General features: G+C 34.6%; 17 protein-coding genes, 1 pseudogene and 1 other annotated feature. Of the genes and pseudogenes, 2 read left to right on the top strand and 16 right to left on the bottom strand.

Translation table 11 applies throughout. The features are described 5' to 3' along the window. Nucleotides 1–14 precede the first annotated feature (14 nt). From obgE to LZ578_RS06695, 11 genes and pseudogenes are all read right to left on the bottom strand, one after another. Complete coding sequence (gene obgE, locus LZ578_RS06745) at nucleotides 15–1,316, bottom strand: GTPase ObgE (protein WP_235146416.1); 1,302 nt, start codon at nucleotides 1,314–1,316, stop codon at nucleotides 15–17. A 262-nt stretch (nucleotides 1,317–1,578) separates the two neighbouring features. Beyond that, a pseudogene (glyS, locus tag LZ578_RS06740) lies at nucleotides 1,579–3,641 on the bottom strand (glycine--tRNA ligase subunit beta). Then, a complete protein-coding gene (gene glyQ / locus LZ578_RS06735) occupies nucleotides 3,638–4,555 on the bottom strand; it encodes a glycine--tRNA ligase subunit alpha (RefSeq protein ID WP_235144420.1) in 918 nt (305 codons plus the stop codon). The pseudogene glyS and the gene glyQ overlap by 4 nt, the downstream one beginning before the upstream one ends. 41 nt (nucleotides 4,556–4,596) lie before the next feature. Beyond that, nucleotides 4,597–4,740 (bottom strand): hypothetical protein, encoded by a 144-nt coding sequence (locus LZ578_RS06730; RefSeq protein ID WP_235144418.1) that lies wholly within the window; start codon nucleotides 4,738–4,740, stop codon nucleotides 4,597–4,599. A 120-nt stretch (nucleotides 4,741–4,860) separates the two neighbouring features. Beyond that, entirely contained in the window at nucleotides 4,861–5,694 is an 834-nt protein-coding gene (gene recO / locus LZ578_RS06725) for a DNA repair protein RecO (protein ID WP_235144412.1), read from the bottom strand. Next, nucleotides 5,687–6,598: a GTPase Era gene (gene era / locus LZ578_RS06720; protein ID WP_235144409.1), complete on the bottom strand. Its 912-nt coding sequence runs from the start codon at nucleotides 6,596–6,598 to the stop codon at nucleotides 5,687–5,689. Before era ends, recO begins: the two co-directional genes overlap by 8 nt. A gap of 15 nt (nucleotides 6,599–6,613) precedes the next feature. After that, nucleotides 6,614–6,955, bottom strand: a complete 342-nt coding sequence (locus LZ578_RS06715) for a diacylglycerol kinase family protein (RefSeq protein WP_235146415.1) — start codon at nucleotides 6,953–6,955, stop codon at nucleotides 6,614–6,616. Between the two features lie 45 nt (nucleotides 6,956–7,000). Further along, nucleotides 7,001–7,480: an rRNA maturation RNase YbeY gene (gene ybeY / locus LZ578_RS06710; RefSeq protein ID WP_235146414.1), complete on the bottom strand. Its 480-nt coding sequence runs from the start codon at nucleotides 7,478–7,480 to the stop codon at nucleotides 7,001–7,003. Between the two features lie 20 nt (nucleotides 7,481–7,500). After that, nucleotides 7,501–8,433: a PhoH family protein gene (locus LZ578_RS06705; RefSeq protein ID WP_235146413.1), complete on the bottom strand. Its 933-nt coding sequence runs from the start codon at nucleotides 8,431–8,433 to the stop codon at nucleotides 7,501–7,503. Between the two features lie 223 nt (nucleotides 8,434–8,656). Then, entirely contained in the window at nucleotides 8,657–8,830 is a 174-nt protein-coding gene (gene rpsU / locus LZ578_RS06700) for a 30S ribosomal protein S21 (protein WP_235144408.1), read from the bottom strand. 144 nt (nucleotides 8,831–8,974) lie between these two features. Continuing rightward, on the bottom strand, nucleotides 8,975–9,409 hold the full coding sequence (locus tag LZ578_RS06695) for a Fur family transcriptional regulator (RefSeq protein ID WP_235144407.1): 435 nt from the start codon (nucleotides 9,407–9,409) through the stop codon (nucleotides 8,975–8,977). 96 nt (nucleotides 9,410–9,505) lie between these two features. Here LZ578_RS06695 and LZ578_RS06690 point away from each other — a divergent pair, with 96 nt between their 5' ends. Continuing rightward, nucleotides 9,506–10,327 carry a pyruvate, water dikinase regulatory protein gene (locus LZ578_RS06690; RefSeq protein ID WP_235144405.1) on the top strand — a complete coding sequence of 274 codons (822 nt, stop codon included), beginning with the start codon at nucleotides 9,506–9,508 and terminating at the stop codon, nucleotides 10,325–10,327. A 46-nt stretch (nucleotides 10,328–10,373) separates the two neighbouring features. On the opposite strand, the gene LZ578_RS06685 is transcribed toward LZ578_RS06690, so the two are convergent. The 3 genes from LZ578_RS06685 to hisS all read right to left on the bottom strand — a co-directional run bounded on the left by LZ578_RS06685 (nucleotide 10,374) and on the right by hisS (nucleotide 14,512). Then, a complete protein-coding gene (locus LZ578_RS06685) occupies nucleotides 10,374–11,270 on the bottom strand; it encodes a deoxyribonuclease IV (RefSeq protein ID WP_235144404.1) in 897 nt (298 codons plus the stop codon). A gap of 120 nt (nucleotides 11,271–11,390) precedes the next feature. Beyond that, entirely contained in the window at nucleotides 11,391–13,157 is a 1,767-nt protein-coding gene (gene aspS, locus LZ578_RS06680) for an aspartate--tRNA ligase (RefSeq protein WP_235144402.1), read from the bottom strand. 35 nt (nucleotides 13,158–13,192) lie between these two features. Continuing rightward, nucleotides 13,193–14,512 carry a histidine--tRNA ligase gene (gene hisS / locus LZ578_RS06675; RefSeq protein WP_235144400.1) on the bottom strand — a complete coding sequence of 440 codons (1,320 nt, stop codon included), beginning with the start codon at nucleotides 14,510–14,512 and terminating at the stop codon, nucleotides 13,193–13,195. A 77-nt stretch (nucleotides 14,513–14,589) separates the two neighbouring features. Further along, nucleotides 14,590–14,794: a binding site (T-box leader), on the bottom strand. A 167-nt stretch (nucleotides 14,795–14,961) separates the two neighbouring features. Here hisS and LZ578_RS06670 point away from each other — a divergent pair. After that, nucleotides 14,962–16,281 carry an N-acetylmuramoyl-L-alanine amidase gene (locus LZ578_RS06670; RefSeq protein ID WP_235144395.1) on the top strand — a complete coding sequence of 440 codons (1,320 nt, stop codon included), beginning with the start codon at nucleotides 14,962–14,964 and terminating at the stop codon, nucleotides 16,279–16,281. Nucleotides 16,282–16,330: 49 nt separating this feature from the next. On the opposite strand, the gene dtd is transcribed toward LZ578_RS06670, so the two are convergent. Continuing rightward, on the bottom strand, nucleotides 16,331–16,777 hold the full coding sequence (gene dtd, locus LZ578_RS06665; protein ID WP_235144393.1) for a D-aminoacyl-tRNA deacylase: 447 nt from the start codon (nucleotides 16,775–16,777) through the stop codon (nucleotides 16,331–16,333). 53 nt (nucleotides 16,778–16,830) lie between these two features. After that, nucleotides 16,831–19,044 (bottom strand): bifunctional (p)ppGpp synthetase/guanosine-3',5'-bis(diphosphate) 3'-pyrophosphohydrolase, encoded by a 2,214-nt coding sequence (locus LZ578_RS06660; protein ID WP_235144382.1) that lies wholly within the window; start codon nucleotides 19,042–19,044, stop codon nucleotides 16,831–16,833. Nucleotides 19,045–19,253 lie beyond the last annotated feature (209 nt).

The following is a 19,253-nucleotide window of genomic DNA, read 5'->3' as shown; positions in this document are numbered from 1 at the left end:
TGAGATGGAATATTTTAATCTACGAACTCAAACACATAATCCATAATGCGAACAACGTCTCCATCTTTTGCTCCACGTGCTCTTAGTTTTTCATCAATACCCATTCCTCTCAGCTGACGAGCAAAACGCATAATACTTTCATCATGCTGGAAGTTGGTCATGTAGAAGAGACGTTCTAATCTTTCACCATGTAAGGCCCAAGTCATATCAGGGTCACGAGTGATGGTGATTTCTTTGCTTTCTTCTTGGTATTCATACAGAACAGAGTCACTAAGTTCTTCTTCGTCATATAGTGGGAATGGATCGGTGTCTTCCAATACTTCCCCAGTGTAATTAAGAAGAGGTGATAGACCTTTATTTTGGTAAGCAGAAATGGAGAAGATTTTTGGTACTTCTTGGTCACTAAATTTAGCATTTAGCTTTTCCGTAAATTCTTTTAGGTTTTCTTCTGCGCCTTCTACATCCATTTTATTTGCAACAATAATGGTAGGACGTTCTAATAATTTTAATTCATAGTGTTCTAGCTCTTGGTTAATTGCTTCATAATCATCAAAAGGATCTCTTCCTTCTGTTGCTCCCATATCGATCACGTGTAGAATTACTCTCGTTCGTTCAATATGGCGGAGAAATTGAATTCCTAATCCAACTCCTTGTGAAGCTCCTTCGATTAACCCTGGTAAATCAGCCATCACAAATTGCATCTCATTAGGAGCTTGAACCATTCCTAGATTGGGAACCAAAGTAGTAAAGTGATAGGCTCCAATTTTTGGTTTTGCTTGAGAGACAACAGAAAGAATCGTTGATTTACCTACGGAAGGAAATCCTACTAATCCAACGTCAGCAATAACTTTTAGTTCTAAATCAAGTTTAAATTCTTGACCGGGTTCTCCATTTTCAGCAATTTCTGGGGCTGGGTTTCGAGGAGATGCAAATTTAATATTTCCTCTTCCACCTCTTCCACCTTTTGCAATTACATATTGTTGTCCAGGTTCAGTCAGATCACAAATAATTTCTTGAGTTTCTGCATTTCGAACAATAGTACCTGGGGGAACTTTAACAACTACATCTTTTGCAGATTTTCCATATTTACTTTTACTCATCCCGTTTTCACCAGGGATTCCTCTAAATTGACGATTGTATCGAAAGTCTAGCAAAGTACGAAGACCTTCATTTACTTCGAAAATGATACTTCCACCTTTACCACCATCTCCACCAGCTGGTCCACCATCAGGAACATATTTTTCTCGACGGAAAGCAACCATACCGTCCCCACCTTTACCGGCTTTAACACTTATTTGTGCACGATCCAAAAACATTGACATACTAAATCCTCCTTGGATATTCATGCTCCACGTGTTGGTTCATGTATCCGAACTTCTTTTTATTTTAATATAGACATGACTTCACTCTATTGTTGTAATTATTTTATAAAACTGACGCCAGATACTTTATCATCTTATAATTTACCATAACAACCCTTAATCTAAAAGGATATTCATCTTTTTTTTACTATCTTTTTCTTAAAATAGATATAAAAATACATAAGAAGAGCGGGATGTCCCCCGCTCTTCTAGTATTCTACTTTGTTAAAATTTTTCTTACATCAGCTAGGTTGATAATTTTTTCGTTTAAAGAAGCTAATGTATTCAGTCGGTTTTCTTTAATCGCTTGGTCTTCTACCATGACCATATTCTCATCAAAATAGGCTGTAATATACGGTACCATATCTTTTAATGCAGCATATTTATCATGTGATGTCGCATTTCCCCAAATAGCTTTTAAGTGATTAATCTGTACATGTAAATTCTTTTCACTTGTTGTTTCTAGTAAAGTAGAATCTACTTCAAAAGGTACTTGTACTTTATTAGAAATATTTACAACTCTTGCCAATGATTCCATAACTGCTTTAAAATCAACATCGCTGTGATGTTGTTGCAAAGTGAGCGCGTTAGAGAGAATGACATTTACATCATCTTCGCTTGCTTGTAAGACCGCTTCTTGAACATCATAAGCAATCTTATATTTGTTTAATTTTTGTTGAATTCTACCTTTAGAAAACTCGAAAATTTGATTTGTTAGTTGCTCTAAATGAGCAGGTTCTTTTATGGAATAAACCGATTGTAACAGTTCATTTAAAAGGCCTTTAAAAGAAAAGGTCCAGTTGTAAGATTCGATTATTTGGATGAGTCCAATCATCTGTCTTCTTAACGCATACGGATCATTTGATCCGGTCGGAATCATTTCTTGGATAAAGAAGCTAATAATACTATCTAATTTATCTGCTGCAGCTAAAACGGCTCCGATCACTGTTTGTGGTAGCACTCCTTCACTAGAAAGCGGTAGATAATGCTCTCGAATTGCCGTTGCTACTTCTTTTGATTCTCCTTGAAGTAAAGCATACTTTTCTCCAATAACTCCTTGTAGTTCTGGGAACTCAGATACCATATTAGACACCAAATCAAACTTATAAATATGAGCAGCACGATCTAAATGGTGAAGGGCTTCCGTATCCATACCTACTTTTGTCGCTAATAATTCTGATAACTGAGTAACTTGTTCCATTTTTTGTGCTAAAGAACCAATTTTAGCATGAAAAGAAACATTTTTAAGTTTCGCTAAGGAATCCTCCATACTCATTTTTTGATCCTCTTCAAAGAAGAAGATGGCATCATCTAAACGAGCTGTTAAAACTTTTTGATTTCCTTTTTTTACTTGGTCAATAAAAGCTTCATTCCCATTTCTTACAGATATAAAATGAGGTAATAGTGAGCCGTTTTTATCTTGGACTTCAAAATAACGTTGGTGCTCTTTCATAGAAGTAATGAGTACTTCATCTGGTAAAGCTAAATATTTTTCGTCAAAGTCTCCATAAAAAGCAGTAGGATATTCTACTAGTGAGTTCACTTCTTCTAACAAATCATCATCCATCGGAACATGCCAATTGTTTTCTTTTTCAATTTTTTGTATTTGTTGTAAGATCATATTTTTCTTTGGTCCATATCAACTAAAACAAATTGTTCTTCCAAAGATTCTACATAATCTTCTGCAGATTCTATACGTACTTCATTACCTAGAAAACGATGTCCTTGTGAACTGCGTCCAGATTGAACATCTAATAACTCAAAAGGAATGACTTCTTCACCTAGCAAGGCAACAATCCAATGAATCGGACGAATGTATTTAAAAGTGTGGTTACCCCAATGCATGGATACAGGAAAAGTCATTGCTTTAATTACGGTAGGCAATTCACGTAAAATATGTGTTGTTTCGCTTCCTTTTATTTCTTTATTCGCATGAAGATAGTCAATCCCTTTAATTTCTTCAAACGATAGATCATCAGGAGAAAGTCCTTGTCCTCTTGCGAAACCAATAGCTGCTTTGGTCCAATTACCATCTGTATCTACTGCAATTTTCCGAGCAGGTCCTTTCGACTTTTCAATAATATCTTTTTGTTTATCTGAAACTTCTTTTACCATAACAGCTAAACGACGTGGTGTTGCGAAAGAAGAAACATCACCATGTTCTATTCTTTTCTCTTTTAAAAAGGTAATCAGACGTTCTTTTAGCTGAACGCTACTATTTCGTACATATTTAGCTGGAACTTCTTCTAAACCAATTTCAAACAATAATGTTTTTTTCATTTGGATTCCTCCTTCAACAATCGTTCACTTTCTTCTTTAGGAAGTAATGGATAACCTAATTCTCTTCTCTTTTCTACAAATTTCTTAGCTAATTTGCGTGCCATATTACGAATGATGGCTAGAAACCCTGCTCGATCTGTAGCAGATACCATTCCACGAGCGTCTAATAGATTAAAAGCATGAGAAGATTTCAAAACGTAATCATAGGCTGGATGAACTAATCCATTTTCAATTTGTTTATTGGCTTCTTTCGTATATTCTTCAAATAAATTAAATAATAATTCAGGATCACTTTCTTCAAAAGAATATTTAGAATGTTCATACTCTGGTTGGAAGAAAATCTCTCCATATTTTACGCCATCTGACCAATCTAAGTCATAAACACTTTCTACATCTTGTATATAAGATGCAAGACGCTCTATTCCATAAGTTAGTTCACTAGTTACAGGATTACATTCTAGACCACCTACTTGTTGAAAGTAGGTAAACTGTGTAATTTCCATACCATCTAGCCATACTTCCCAACCTAATCCTGCACATCCAAGAGAAGGATTTTCCCAGTTATCTTCTACAAAACGGATGTCATGTTCTAGAGGATTAATTCCGATTGCTTTTAAACTTCCTAAATATAATTCTTGAATATCTTTTGGTGATGGTTTCATAACCACTTGAAATTGATGGTGTTGATATAAACGGTTTGGATTTTCGCCATATCTTCCATCAGCTGGTCGGCGAGATGGTTCTACATAAGCAGCATTCCAAGGCTCTGGTCCAATTGCTCGTAGAAATGTATAGGGACTCATTGTTCCAGCACCTTTTTCTACATCATAGGAATTTAGTAATAAGCAACCACGTTCTGCCCAATAATTTTGAAGAACTTGAATCATTTTTTGAACAGTCAATTTTTCTTCCATTTTAAAACTCCTCTATAAACATTTTCTTTGGTTCTGATTTATTAAAAAAATACAAAAACTCGTCTCCATGCTACATAAAATGCAGCATAGGGACGAGTATACTCGCGGTTCCACCCTACTTCTGGACAAGCCAGCTCTTGTGTTTCTTTAAAACTCTGATGTGCCTTTCCAATTAAATTAACCACTTGGCTCCCACTATCCCAAATTCGCTGAAGATTGCATTCAATTGTACTTTCATCGTCATCGTCTGTTATTCACTTATACAAATAATAGTAAGCATGGCCTTCCTCAATGTCAAGAAAAAATTATACTTCCTCTTCATTCTCTTCTATAACATCTTCTTTCGTGTTTTTAGAAGAACGTACCGGAATCGTAAAGGCATTCTCCCACTGATACATTTGATCAATATAGGATTTACTTTTGAGTTTCATTCCAACATATTCATCATAAAAGAAATCAATAAACGAACGGATCGCTTCTTTATTTTCTGGCTTTAATTTAATCGAACTCACTTGATCTGGAGAAATTTTTAAAAACATTCTCGAAAAATAGATTGCTGCAGGAGCAATATGCAATCGATTAGGATCTTCTGAAAAATGATTTTGACATAAAACACCCGAATATTTTGCAGAATAGTCAAAAGGTTCTTGTTTTGAACCACAAATTCGACATGCTTCTAATTCCGGATAGACTCCAAAATATTTAAGCATATTTACTTCAAAAATATTAGTAATCATCTCTGCATCAAATCCATTTGATATCGATTGATAACAAGAAAGAAGCAATTGAAAGATATGAGAGTTGGGGATACTATCTTCTATAGCTGCATCTGCTAGATTTGCCAAATAAGTAGCATATGCATTGCGGTAAATATCTTTTTGAATGGCAGAAAAAGTCTCTGCTTCTTTGTAGTCCTGAATAAAAGACAGGCCATTTTCATTTATACTTCCGATATAGGACGCATACGTAAAAGGAAGCAAGGCAGATTTCATAGGACTGTTGGATTTATTATAGTTGCGAATAAAAAACATTTTTTTCCCAAATTCCAAAGTAAAAATTTTAATTAACGCATCTTTTTCTTTGTGTTTTCGGATGGACAAAACAATACCACTAAACTCGGCATAGCCTTTTTTATTCATAGTCCTTTTGTCGGTAACCATAATCTTGTAAATAGGTTTGTTTATTACGCCAATCTTTTTGGACTTTAACCCAAAGCTCTAAGAAAATCTTATCTCCAAGCATGGCTTCAATGTCTTTTCTTGCGCGTATTCCTATTTCTTTAAGCATTTTACCGCCTTTTCCAATAATAATTCCTTTTTGGCTAGCTCTTTCAACAATAATCGTGGCATATACATGAACCTTATCGTTCTCATTTCGCTGCATGGAATCAATTACTACTGCTACAGAATGTGGCACTTCTTCTATTGTAAGTTGAAGAACCTTTTCTCGAATAAATTCAGATACGATAAAATACTCTGGATGATCGGTCAATTGATCTGCTGGATAATATTGAGGACCTTCTGGTAAATATTTTTTTATGGTTGTTAGCAAAGCATCCGTATTGTTACCATTTGTTGCAGAAATTGGTATAACTTCATCAAATTTGTGTACAGAAGTATAGTCCGTTATAATTTCTAAAATCTTTTCTGGCTTAATTTTATCAATTTTATTGATTACTAAGAACTTTGGAGTTGTAATTTTTTCGATTTTTTCCATGATAAAATTATCTCCAGGTCCTCGTTTTTCTTCTGCATTAACCATAAATAAAATAACATCGACTTGTCCAAATGTACTATACGCACTTTTCAGCATAAAATCATTTAAACGATGTTTGGGCTTATGAATTCCAGGAGTGTCAATAAAGACCATTTGAGAATCATCTGTTGTGACTACCCCTTGAATTTTGTTACGAGTTGTTTGAGGAGTATCGCTCATAATGGCAATTTTCTGTCCTACAAATCTATTTAATAATGTTGATTTCCCAACATTTGGTCGTCCAATGATAGAAATAAATCCTGATTTAAATGTTTTATTATTGTTCATACGTTCCTTCCTCCTTTAGATATATAATGAAATAAACTTTGGCAAAAATATGATTGCTGCTACGATGAGGGTGAAAATCCCCGTTACTAAAACAGCACCTGCAGCGATATCTTTTGCTTTTTTTGCAAGAGGATGGAAAGTATATTCCGTAACCATATCAACTACTGTTTCAAAAATTGTATTTAAAAACTCCATGATAATGACTAAAAAAATACAAGTAATAATAATAATCCATTCCATAGAGCTAACCTTAAAGAACCATCCCAAAAGAATTGGAAAAATTCCAAAACTAATATGTTTTCGCATATTTCGTTCTTCCGTTACAATCGTTTTGATTCCTTGAAGAGCATGTTTAATCGAAGCACTAAATTTCTTGTTTTTCCAAGCTTTTTTTGACGATGATTATTCTCTTTTAAGACCATAGGCATCCAATATCTCTTTCTGCAGATCAAACATTTCTTTTTCATCTTCAGGATTCATATGATCGTATCCATTCAAATGTAAGAAGCCATGCAGTGCTAGAAAACCTAGTTCTCTTTCAAAGCTATGGCCATACAAAATTGCTTGTTCTGCTGTTTTTTCTTGTGAGATAATAATATCTCCTAAATTAAATGGGAAATCCTCTCCCATACTTTCTAGGTTGATAGGGAAATCATCTTCACTATCATCATTTAAAGCAAAACTAATGACATCCGTTGCGACATTTTTATTTCTATATTCACTATTAATCTCTTGAATTCTTTCATTTGTTACAATCGTAACTGACATTTCTGCATGTTCTTGAAGTTGGAGATGTTGGGAAGCAAAAGTTAATAATTTTATAACTAGTTCTTTTTCCTTTGTCTGTACTACATTTGTTTCATCAAAAAAATCTATTTCTATCATATGGTCTCTCAATCCCTTTATTCTTTTTCATCATACGCACGAATAATATCAGCAACAACAGGATGACGTACTACATCATGAGCATCAAATGAAACAAAAGCAATTTCAGAAATACCTTTTAGTTTATTTTCTGCATCAATTAAACCCGATCGAACTCCTTTTGGTAAGTCAATTTGTGTTTTGTCACCATTAATAATCATTTTAGACCCAAATCCTAAACGGGTTAAAAACATTTTCATCTGTGCGGTTGTTGTATTTTGTGCTTCATCTAAAATAACAAACGCATCATCTAGTGTTCTCCCTCGCATATAGGCCAACGGGGCAATTTCTATAACACCCCGTTCCATCAGACGTGTCGTATGTTCCATTCCATAAACAGCATATAAGGAATCATAGATTGGACGTAGGTAAGGATCTACTTTTTCTTTTAAATCTCCTGGTAAAAAGCCTAAGTTTTCTCCAGCTTCTACGGCTGGTCTTGTAACAATAAGTTTTTGAACTTTACCTTCTTTGAGGGCTTTAACAGCCATAACTACTGCTAAAAAGGTTTTACCGGTTCCGGCTGGACCAATTCCAAATACGATGTCATTTCGCTTTACTGCTTGATAGTAATGTTTTTGACCAATATTTTTTGCTCGAATTACTTTTCCTGTATAGGTTTTACTAATTTCTTCATCATATAAATTAGAGAAAAAATCAGTACTTCCTCGTTGAGCCATTTGGATTGCTGTCACAATGTCCGTTTGAGAAATAGGAATTCCACGGCTAATTAATTCTTGTAGTTGGTTTAATAAGGATTCGACTGTCTCATTATGTTCTTTTGTACCTTTTATTTCAATGTGAATGCCTCGGATGTTAATAATGACATCTAAAGCTTCTTCTAATAGTTGGATATTCTTATCTTGCGATCCCAATAATTGTGGTAATACAGATGGATCTTCTACCTCCATATTAATGGTTACGGGATATTTTTCATGATCAGTCAAATATACTACACTCCTCCGTAATGGTTTAGTGATCTAATTATAACATAATCAGAGCTCCCAAATGTATGTTTTCGTTCCATATATTCATAAGCCGTTTACTTGTTCGTACATTTAGAAGAAAAAACAGAAAAAGCCCTAGACATAAGTCGAGGGCTCTCTATGCATTTCTTATTGTTTTCAATTGATATTAGAATTTGCGTTTTCTAGCAGCTTCTGATTTCTTCTTACGCTTTATACTCGGTTTTTCATAGAACTCCCGCTTACGTGCTTCCTGAAGAGTACCCGTCTTGGAAACATCACGTTTAAAGCGACGAAGAGCGTCGTCAAGAGATTCGTTTTTACGAACTGTTGTCTTTGACATCAACTAATCCCTCCCTCCGAGCAGTAAAAGTAACCGTTCCATTGAAATTTAATAATAAATTTAAAAGGAATTGTCCTTTTGATATTATACCACAGGCGTGATTGTTTGCAATACTTTTTATTAAAAAAAACAAACACTCCGCTTTTATTCACTTTCTAAAGCAAGACACTGGTCACAAATTCCAAATATTTCAAAGCGATGAGATAGCAATCTGTAATTCTCTAACTGCTCTTCAAAGAAATCCATTGGACACATCTCCAGTTGAGTTGTTTTTCCACATCGTTGACATATGAAGTGATGATGATGATGATCATCATGAAGGCAAGTAATTTGGAATAATTTTTCATTATTTAACTCAGTCATTTCTAATATGCCAATATCAACAAACGAATATAAATTTCTATAAATCGTATCAAAACTCAAGGACGGATTTTTAGTTTCTAATTTTTTTTGAACATGTTTAGCAGAAAGATATCGACATTCATCCGCAAAAAGTTCAATAAGCTCTTGTCTTATTTTTGTATGTTTAAAACCATGTTGTTTTAATTTATCTAGAGCTTCCTGAATGGCTGAATTCATTAAGTTTTCTCCCTCTCTATCTATCAATTCTATCGTTACTGTAGTATATTATAAAGAAGAAAGCAATGAATATATATATTGAAGGGTGATTATTTTATGGAATCAAATGAATTACATTTTTTTGTAGTCTCTGACTCTGTTGGAGAAACAGCAAGAAAAGTAATCCAAGCAGTCTTAGCACAATTTCCAGATTTAAAACCAGTTTTGCACCACCATCCATTTGTTCGAAAGCAAAAAGATTTAGATAAAGTATTGATAAAAGCAAAGGAAGTAAACGGATTAATTGTTCATACTCTTGTTGTGGATGATCTAAGTCAACGCACAAAAGATTTTTGTGCAGAAGAAGGTCTTCATAATTATGATATTTTACAAGATCTTACCTTAGATATCACTGCTTTAACCGGAATGAATCCAACGAAACGAGCTGGGGCATTGCACCGCCTAGACGATGAATATTTCAATCGTATTAGTGCGATTGAATTTGCAGTGAAATACGATGATGGGAAAGATCCAAAAGGACTACTAGAAGCTGATTTAGTTTTACTGGGGATTTCTCGTACTTCAAAAACGCCTTTATCCATGTTTTTAGCTAATAAAAATGTAAAGGTGGCTAATTTACCTATTCTTCCGGAAGCGAATATTCCTGATGAGTTATGGGAAGTAAATCCTAAGAAAATTGTTGGTCTTACAAATGATATGGAAGTTTTAATTAATTTCCGTCGTGAAAGAATGATTGCATATGGACTTTCACCGGACACAGCATACTCTAATTCTGCAAGAATAGAAGATGAACTTGAATTTGCTGCAAACTTATATGAAAAGCTTGATTGTTACGTCATTAATGTAGCGCGTCGTTCCATTGAAGAGACAACAGAAATTATTATGCGTAATGTATTAGGAACTAAATTTGACCACTAAAATAAACGAGACAGAGAATCATACTCTGTCTCGTTTATTTTTATTTTTATTTTTGTGAAAGAATATCTTCTAGTAGCTGAGGATTATACGTTTGATTTTTGAACATCTCTATTTCATACTTATAGGGAGCTTTTTTATTCTTTTTGTCTTCCCCAACAAAAGGAGTTTCTAAAATTTTTGGTAAAGTCTCTAATTGTGGATGATGGACAATAAAATTCAAGGCATCAAAACCGATATATCCTTCTCCAATATTAGCATGACGGTCTTTGTGAGCACCCTTTTCATTTTTAGAATCATTAATGTGCATTACTTTGAGTCGATCCAATCCAATAATTCTATCAAATTGTTCCAAAACACTATCAAAATCCTCGCGAATAGCATATCCAGCATCATGAGTATGGCAAGTATCTAACGTAATCGATAACTTTTCATTATGAGTAACTCCATCGATAATTGCTGCGAGTTCCTCAAAGTTTCTACCGATTTCAGTTCCTTTGCCTGCCATCGTTTCTAAAGCGATTTGAGCAGTTTGATTATGGTCCAGAACCTCGTTTAATCCTTTAATGATCTGGGCAATTGCTTTATCTGGACCTGCTCCAACATGAGCTCCTGGATGCATGGTAATTTGTTTAGCACCTAACGCCTGTGATCGTTGAATTTCATCATGAAGAAATTGAGTAGCAAATCCAAAGTGTTCAGGCTTAGTCGTATTACCTAAGTTAATAATATACGGTGCATGAACAACAATCTCCACCATTTGATTTGCTTCCATAAATTCTTTTCCTGCAGGAATATTCATTTCCTCGATACTTTTCCGCCTAGTATTTTGTGGCGCACCTGTATAAATCATGAAAACATTGGAACCATAGGAGTGAGCTTCCTCAGCTGCTCCCAATAACATTTTTTTACCAGACATCGATACGTGTGAACCTAATTTAAGCATATATCCTCCTGAGTATATCTTTTTATTTTTTCTGAAACCATAGAAAAAAGACACTATATTAATTTATTATAACATAGTGTCTTTTTCGTAGAAATATTTAGGTCTTATTCTTCCTAAGGATTACTCTTCAATCGTCAATTTCAAATTCAGTTCTTGTAATTGTCTATCACTAATATCGTTAGGAGCATTTGTCATCGTATCGTAAGCTTTTCCATTTTTAGGGAAGGCAATTACTTCACGAATATTATTTTCTTTTGCTAACAACATAACTAGTCGGTCCAGCCCCAAAGCAATTCCACCATGTGGAGGAAATCCAAAATCAAATGCTTCCATTAGGAAACCAAATTCTTTCTCTGCATCTTCTGGAGTAAAACCTAGTGCTGCAAACATTTTTTCTTGTACCTCACGTGTGTGGATACGCAATGACCCTCCGCCAATTTCATAACCATTTAAGACAATGTCATACGCTTGTGCATGTACTTGCTCAGGATTCGTTTCTAACATCTCTATGTCTTCATCATTAGGTCTTGTAAATGGATGATGCATAGCCGTAAAGCGTTTCTCATCTTCATCGTATTCCAATAAAGGCCAGTCTACTACCCACAGAAAATTGAATTGATTTTGATCAATCATATCAAATTTTCTACCAAATTTCAGACGCAACTCTCCTAAAGATTGAGCAACAACCTCTTTCTTATCTGCAACAAACATCAATAAATCACCTGGTTGTGCGTCCATTGCTTCTAATAGTAATGCACGGTCATCGGCAAAGAATTTAGCTACCGCTCCATTTAAACCATCTTCAGTAACTTTTACCCACGCCAAACCTTTTGCACCATATTTTTTTACAAATTCAGTTAACGCATCCATATCTTTACGAGAATAGTTATCTGCTTTTCCTTTTAAGTTTAACCCTTTAACTTGACCACCACTTTTAAGAGCTTGCTTGAAGACTTTAAACTCTGTCTTTTCGGCAAAAGCTTCTAGGTCAATTAATTCCAAACCAAATCGAGTATCTGGTTTATCTGAACCAAATCGATTCATCGCTTCAGAATAGGACATTCTTGGGAAAGGACTTGGTATGTCAATTTGTAACGTATCTTTCATAACTTTTACAAGCATTTTTTCAGTAATTTCTTGAATTTCTTCAGCAGAAAGAAAACTTGTTTCTAAATCTACTTGAGTAAATTCTGGTTGACGATCTCCACGCAAGTCTTCATCACGGAAACAACGAACGATTTGATAGTAGCGATCAATTCCCGCCCCCATCAAAAGTTGCTTAAATAACTGCGGAGATTGAGGGAGAGCATAAAATGATCCTGCATGGATACGAGAAGGAACTACATAATCTCGAGCCCCTTCTGGAGTAGACTTCGTTAGATAAGGAGTTTCTACATCCATAAAATCATGGTTGTCTAAAAAATTACGAATTGATTTTGTTGTTTGATGACGTAGTTTTAGATTATTTAACATTCTTTCCTTACGTAAGTCAATGAACCGATATTTCATTCGCAACTCGTCAGAAACACTTTCATCTTCATCAATATAAAATGGAGGTGTTTTTGCTGCTGCTAAGACTTTAGCTTGCGTTACTTCAATTTCAATTGTGCCCGTGGAGACGTTCGGATTTACTTGGTCTTCTTGGCGTTTCACAACCATGCCTTTAATTTCTAATACATACTCATTTCGAACGGTTTCAGCTAATTTGAAGAGCTCATCATCGTTGGATTGGTTGAAAACAATCTGAACAATACCTTCTCGATCACGTAAATGAATAAAAATGAGGCCACCTAAATCTCTTCGACGGTTTACCCACCCTTTTACTACAACTTCTTTACCTACATAATCCTCTGTGATTTCTCCACAGTACTCTGTCCTTTTTTCCAATGTCATTGCTCCTCATTAAATCATTTTATTAATTCTTATTCTTTCCCGAAAAACTCATTATAAGCTGTCATATCGGCTGTTTCTTTATTAAATATCTTTTCAAAATCATTTTGGATATCACTAAAAGATACTTCGATTTCTTTTCCGGTTTTCATTACTTTTAATTTTACTACTTTCTTTTCTAGTTCTTCTTCACCAACGGTTAAGACAATTTTAGCTTCTAAACGAGAAGCATTCCGGAATTGAGTCTTGGCTTTTCGATCCATATAATCTCGATCTGCTGAGAAACCAGCCCCTCGGATTGCTTGTACGAGTTTCAACGTTTCTAAATTGGTTTCTTTACCTAAACCAACTACAAATACATCCAATTCATTTAATTTAGGAATTTCTACGTTTTGTTTATTCATTAATAAAACAAGTCGCTCCAGTCCTAATCCAAAACCAAACCCTGGAGTTTGAGGACCACCAAATTCTTCCACCATTCCATCATATCTTCCTCCGCCACAGATGGTAGTTTCTGCACCAAAAGCAGGAGAGTTTGTTACAATCTCAAAAATGGTATCTTGATAGTAATCTAATCCACGAACCATCTTGCTATCAATCTCAAAAGAAATCCCTAATTCATTTAACATCATTTTCACGGTATCAAAATGTTCTTTTGACTCTTCGGAAAGATAATCCAGGATACTTGGTGCATTTGCAACAATTTCTTTGTCACGTTTATTTTTGCTATCCAGTACACGCAATGGATTTACATGTAAACGAGTCTTTGAATCCTCACTTAACTCTTCATAAAATGGTTCTAAATAAGAAATCAATGCTTCTCTAAATTGTAACCGATCTTCTTTTTTACCCAAACAATTCATAACAAGCTTAATATCTTGTATACCAATTTCTTTTAATAGGTCCATAGCTAAAGCCATTGCTTCTACATCTACAGCTGGATTACTACTTCCCAATACTTCTATCCCTAATTGATGGAATTGACGGCTACGACCACCCTGAGGTCTTTCATAACGGAACATAGGACTTAGGTAATAAACTTTTAGTGGTTTAGGGTATTCTGGGCCATATAGTTTATTTTCTACATACGCACGCACAATTGGTGCCGTTCCTTCCGGTTTCAAAGCAATATGGCGTTTCCCTTTATCGAAAAAGTCATACATCTCTTTTGAAACAATATCACTGGTATCCCCTACACTTCTTGAAAATAAATCATAACTTTCAAACATAGGAGTACGTATTTCAGAAAACTGATAATCATTCATTAAAATTCTTGCTGTTTCTTCGATATACTGCCAGGTTTCCATCTCTTGAAGAAATGTATCTGACGTACCTTTTGGCCGTTGAATCATTTTAAAACCTCTCCTTTAATATATCTTCATTCAATAGTTCAAAACTTCAAAAAAAATAGCCCTCTTCCCGTAATCTGGGAAAGGACGCATTGCAAACGTGGTACCACCTTTATTTAGAAGCAAAAAACTTCTCTCTAACAGCTAACGCCTGCAACGTGATAGCTTTTCACTATCAATCCTCCAACTCGTCTTTCGAACCAGCTATTTGGAATGGATTTCAGCCTAGTCCACTCTTTCTTTATCAAATGATGATGGTTTTACTATAGTCTTCTCTGGATAAAATATTATATTTACGATACTAGAAGAAAGAGTTTTTGTCAAGGTTCATCTATTTAAAAGGTACTTTAAAAAGAAATTAAAAAGAATTATGAAAAGGCTTTGCATATCGTTTCCATAATTTGCTATAATAATAGACAAAGAGTATATAAATATACAGAAAGGGGCCGAAAATGGAAAAAATAAGAAAGAAAAGAAACATGTTTTTTCTTGTCTTAGTCATTTTATTTATGAGTGTAGGTTCACTTGGAACCGTTGCTCTTGCTAATTACACGAATGTCCTTATTGAAGCCAGTGTAGTAAACGTTAGACTCGGCCCTGGACTTACCTATGACATCATGACTCAAATTCAAGGTGGAACAGCTGTTAATGTTCTAGCTGAAAAGAATGAATGGTACAAGGTAAGATTAGCGGATAACCGAATTGGTTGGATTGCTAGTTGGCTCATTAATAACACCGAAGTAGCTGCTTCTCAAAATTTAATTGCTACAGTATTGGAGTCTTCAGTAAATATTCGTGAAGAAAACAATGATGATTCAGATATTGTTGGATCAGCTGTTTCTGGAGATAAGTTTGATTTGTTATATGAAGAAAATGGTTGGAGTCAAATACATTATAATGATCAAGTCGCTTGGATTTTATCATCATTAATAGAAATTTCTCCTGGTTCTATTCAGGAAACAATCGAAACAGAGTCCTCACAAGAAGAGACAGCCGTAGCTATTGATGAAAATACAGCGTTGGTACTATTTAATGATGTCAACGTTCGATCAGGTCCATCATTAGATAAAAAAATTCTATGGAATGCTAATAAGGGAGATTCCTATTCACTAGTTGGAACGAATGGAGATTTTTATGAAATTCTTGATTCTGATGGTCAAACAGGTTTTATAGCCACTTGGCTTGTAGATACAAATTCCTCCACTGAGGAAAATAATATCGTTCAAACAAATACTACCCTTTCTGAAGCAACAATCGTTATTGATCCAGGACATGGAGGAATTGATCCAGGAGCTGAAGGAATTGATCTTTATGAAAAAGAAGTAACTTTAAAAACGGCAGAACGAGTTGCAGAAAAGTTAAGATCTTCTGGAGCAAATGTTATTTTGACTCGATCAGCAGATGAAGATATCTCTTTAGAAGAACGCGCATGGATTAGTAATTCATCTAATGCAGATTTATTTATTAGTATTCATTACGACTCAACTCCAGAAGATGTTTACGGAACAGGTGTAACAACCTATTATTATCAAGATGAACATCTGGCTCTAGCTGAATTAATGAATAGTAAACTCGAACAATTTCTTCCTTTACAAAACAACGGTTCCCGATTTGGTAACTATTTAGTACTAAGAGAAAACACACAGCCTTCAGTCCTATTGGAATTAGGATATATCAATAATAATGACGATTTAAACACATTTGATACTGATTATTATCGAGGTCTCGTTGCCGATAGCCTATACGAAGCGTTAGTAGAATATTTTGAATAACTAAAAAAATCAAGCAGTTCTCCCTTCATTGAGGATCTGCTTGATTTTTTTATTTGTTTTTACTATCGAGAATAATGGTAACTGGTCCATCATTCACTAAAGAAATTTGCATGTCTGCACCAAAAACTCCTGTTTCTACTTGAAACCCTTTTTGAACCAGGAGATCATTTAACTCCTGATAGAGTGTTTCTCCAAGTTTTGGTTCAGCTGCTTCGATAAAGCTTGGTCGATTTCCTTTTTTCGTATTCGCTAATAAAGTGAATTGCGAGATAGAAAGAATAGCTCCTTTTACGTCTGATAAAGCTAGGTTCATTTTCCCTTCTTCATCTTCAAAAACTCGCATCAAAGAAATCTTTCTTGCTAAATAGGCTACATCTTCAGAAGTATCTTCTTGACCTACTCCAACTAAGAGTGTAAATCCTTTTCCTATTTTGCCTACAATCTCTTTGTCTATCTCAACGCTTGCTTGTGTTACTTTTTGAATCACTACCCGCACATAATCACTCTCTTCTTTTCCTTTTTTTAGGATTTAATTTCAATTGACTTTTTTTATAACGTTACTCGACGAACACTATAAACATCAGGAATATTTTTAATTTTATCTACAATTTTTTCTAGTTGAGACAGATTTTGAATTCCTAATCTTAAAGTAACCACCGCAACTTTATTACTATCTACTTTTCCGTTCACACTGTTTAGATTTTTTGTCATCGTATTAACTACGTGTAACACTTCATTCAGTAGTCCAGAACGATTGTATCCTTCCACTCTTAGTTCCGTTTCATAGTCAATTAAAGCAGTTCCTGTATCTTCCCACTCCACTTCAATTAAACGTGCTTGATTTTCTTCCGAAACGTTAACATTCGGACAATCTGCACGATGTACAGATATTCCTCTTCCTTTTGTGATATATCCAATAATGTCATCACCAGGAACGGGATTACAACAATGACTAATTCGAATGAGTAAGTTGTCTACTCCCTCAATAACAATTCCATCTTCATGACGAATTTTCATTTTCGTAGAATCTTTTTTAGAAGTTTGATCGATTGTTTCCATTGCTTCTAATTTTTTCTTTTGTTCTATTTCTTTTCGAGCTTTTTCAGTTAATTTATTAGCAACAATAAACGGTGATAACTCTCCGTACCCCATTGCCGCATAAAGGTCTTGCTCTGTTCCCATGTTGAATCGTTGCGTTGCATCTTTCAAACCAGGTTTCGTTAAAAATTCTTTAGGGGAGAATTCCATTTCTTGAATTTGTTTTTCTAACAAATCCTTTCCCTTTTCAATATTTTTTTCTCGATCTTGTAGTTTGAAAAAGCGTCTTATTTTATTTTTTGCTTTGTTAGTCGTTACTAGATTAACCCAATCACGACTAGGTCCTAAAGAATTTGGAGAAGTCATCACTTCTACGATATCTCCATTTTGGAATTTATAATTCAATGGAACTATTTTTTTGTTGACTTTTGCTCCTACAGTTTTATTTCCTACTTCTGAGTGAACACTGTATGCAAAATCTAATGGCCCTGCTCCTGAAGGTAGTTCCATTACGTCACCCTTAGGCGTAAACACATAGACTTTATCTTTAAAAATATCTTCTTTAACACTCTCTACAAAATCACTTGCATCTCGGGAATCATCTTGAAGATCTATTAAATCACCAAACCAATTCAATTGATTTTGGAGATTATCATCTCCTTCAATTTTATCAGTAATCCCTTCTTTATAAGCCCAGTGTGCTGCAACTCCATACTCAGCTACTTGGTGCATATCCATCGTTCTAATTTGAATTTCAATCGGTGTTCCCTTTGACCCAATAATTGTAGTATGTAGGGATTGATACATGTTTGCTTTCGGCATAGCAATATAATCCTTAAAACGGCCAGGCATTGGTTTCCACTTCGTATGAATGGCCCCTAATACTGCATAACAGTCCTTAATTGTATCAACAATTACGCGAACCGCTAATAAATCATAAATCTCGCTAAATTGTTTTTTATTATCGTTCATCTTATGGAAAATAGAATAAATATGTTTGGGTCTTCCATAAATTTCTGCATGAATACTCAGTTCTTCTATAGAAAATTTAATTTTTTCAATGGTGTCTTCAATGTAGTGTTCTCGTTCATTTCGTTTGCTATTCATCAAGTGTACAATTCGATAGTACTCTTGTGGGTTCAAGTAACGTAAAGAAATATCTTCCAATTCCCATTTCATTCGATTCATACCTAACCGATGGGCTAGTGGTGCATAAATTTCTAACGTTTCATTAGATATACTTAATTGCTTATCAGGTCTATGGTATTTTAAGGTTCGCATATTATGTAGTCTATCCGCTAATTTAACCATTATAATACGAATGTCGTTTGCCATTGCGAGCAACATTTTACGATGATTCTCAGCTAATTGTTCTTCATGAGATTTATATTTTATTTTCCCTAATTTTGTAACACCATCGACTAGTACCGCAACAGTTTTAGAAAATTTATGTTCAATATCCTCTAAAGTATAAGGTGTATCTTCCACTACATCATGGAGAAATCCAGTCGCAATCGTTTCAGGATCCAACTTTAATTCTGCTAAAATAGCAGCAACTTGAGTAGGATGAATAAAATATTTTTCTCCTGACTTTCTATATTGGTCTTTATGGGCTTCTTCCGCAAAATCAGCGGCTTTTTGGACAAATGCCACATGCGTTTCATTCATATACAATGCGCATATTCCGATTACTTCCTCTTTTGTATATGCTTTATTTTTAGGCATTTAGTCACCCCTTTTCTTTTTCCTGATTTCAACATAAAGACTTCTACTAATCAAAATAATTAATGAGAGCTATTTGTCTTATATGGCAATATATTTAGTTTTTTATGCCTACTTGCAGTGATAATTATTACTAATTATTATACTCTAATCACACCAATTAAGCGAATGCTTCCGTTTATTTTACCAACAAAATTAAATCAGTAAACAAA

Source organism: Jeotgalibaca sp. MA1X17-3 (assembly GCF_021513155.1).
GTDB lineage: Bacteria > Bacillota > Bacilli > Lactobacillales > Aerococcaceae > Jeotgalibaca.
Note: the sequence above shows the minus strand (reverse complement) of the source record. Positions and strands in the feature narration are given on the sequence as shown.

What these genes read in the sequence shown, in the direction of transcription:
- obgE (WP_235146416.1), bottom strand. Translation starts at nt 1,316, where the DNA reads ATGTTTTTGGATCGTGCACAAATAAGTGTTAAAGCCGGTAAAGGTGGG.
- glyQ (WP_235144420.1), bottom strand. Translation starts at nt 4,555, where the DNA reads ATGGAAGAAAAATTGACTGTTCAAAAAATGATTCAAGTTCTTCAAAAT.
- recO (WP_235144412.1), bottom strand. Translation starts at nt 5,694, where the DNA reads ATGAATAAAAAAGGCTATGCCGAGTTTAGTGGTATTGTTTTGTCCATC.
- era (WP_235144409.1), bottom strand. Translation starts at nt 6,598, where the DNA reads ATGAACAATAATAAAACATTTAAATCAGGATTTATTTCTATCATTGGA.
- LZ578_RS06705 (WP_235146413.1), bottom strand. Translation starts at nt 8,433, where the DNA reads ATGGAGGTAGAAGATCCATCTGTATTACCACAATTATTGGGATCGCAA.
- rpsU (WP_235144408.1), bottom strand. Translation starts at nt 8,830, where the DNA reads ATGTCAAAGACAACAGTTCGTAAAAACGAATCTCTTGACGACGCTCTT.
- LZ578_RS06695 (WP_235144407.1), bottom strand. Translation starts at nt 9,409, where the DNA reads ATGAATTCAGCCATTCAGGAAGCTCTAGATAAATTAAAACAACATGGT.
- LZ578_RS06690 (WP_235144405.1), top strand. Translation starts at nt 9,506, where the DNA reads ATGGAATCAAATGAATTACATTTTTTTGTAGTCTCTGACTCTGTTGGA.
- LZ578_RS06685 (WP_235144404.1), bottom strand. Translation starts at nt 11,270, where the DNA reads ATGCTTAAATTAGGTTCACACGTATCGATGTCTGGTAAAAAAATGTTA.
- hisS (WP_235144400.1), bottom strand. Translation starts at nt 14,512, where the DNA reads ATGATTCAACGGCCAAAAGGTACGTCAGATACATTTCTTCAAGAGATG.
- LZ578_RS06670 (WP_235144395.1), top strand. Translation starts at nt 14,962, where the DNA reads ATGGAAAAAATAAGAAAGAAAAGAAACATGTTTTTTCTTGTCTTAGTC.
- LZ578_RS06660 (WP_235144382.1), bottom strand. Translation starts at nt 19,044, where the DNA reads ATGCCTAAAAATAAAGCATATACAAAAGAGGAAGTAATCGGAATATGC.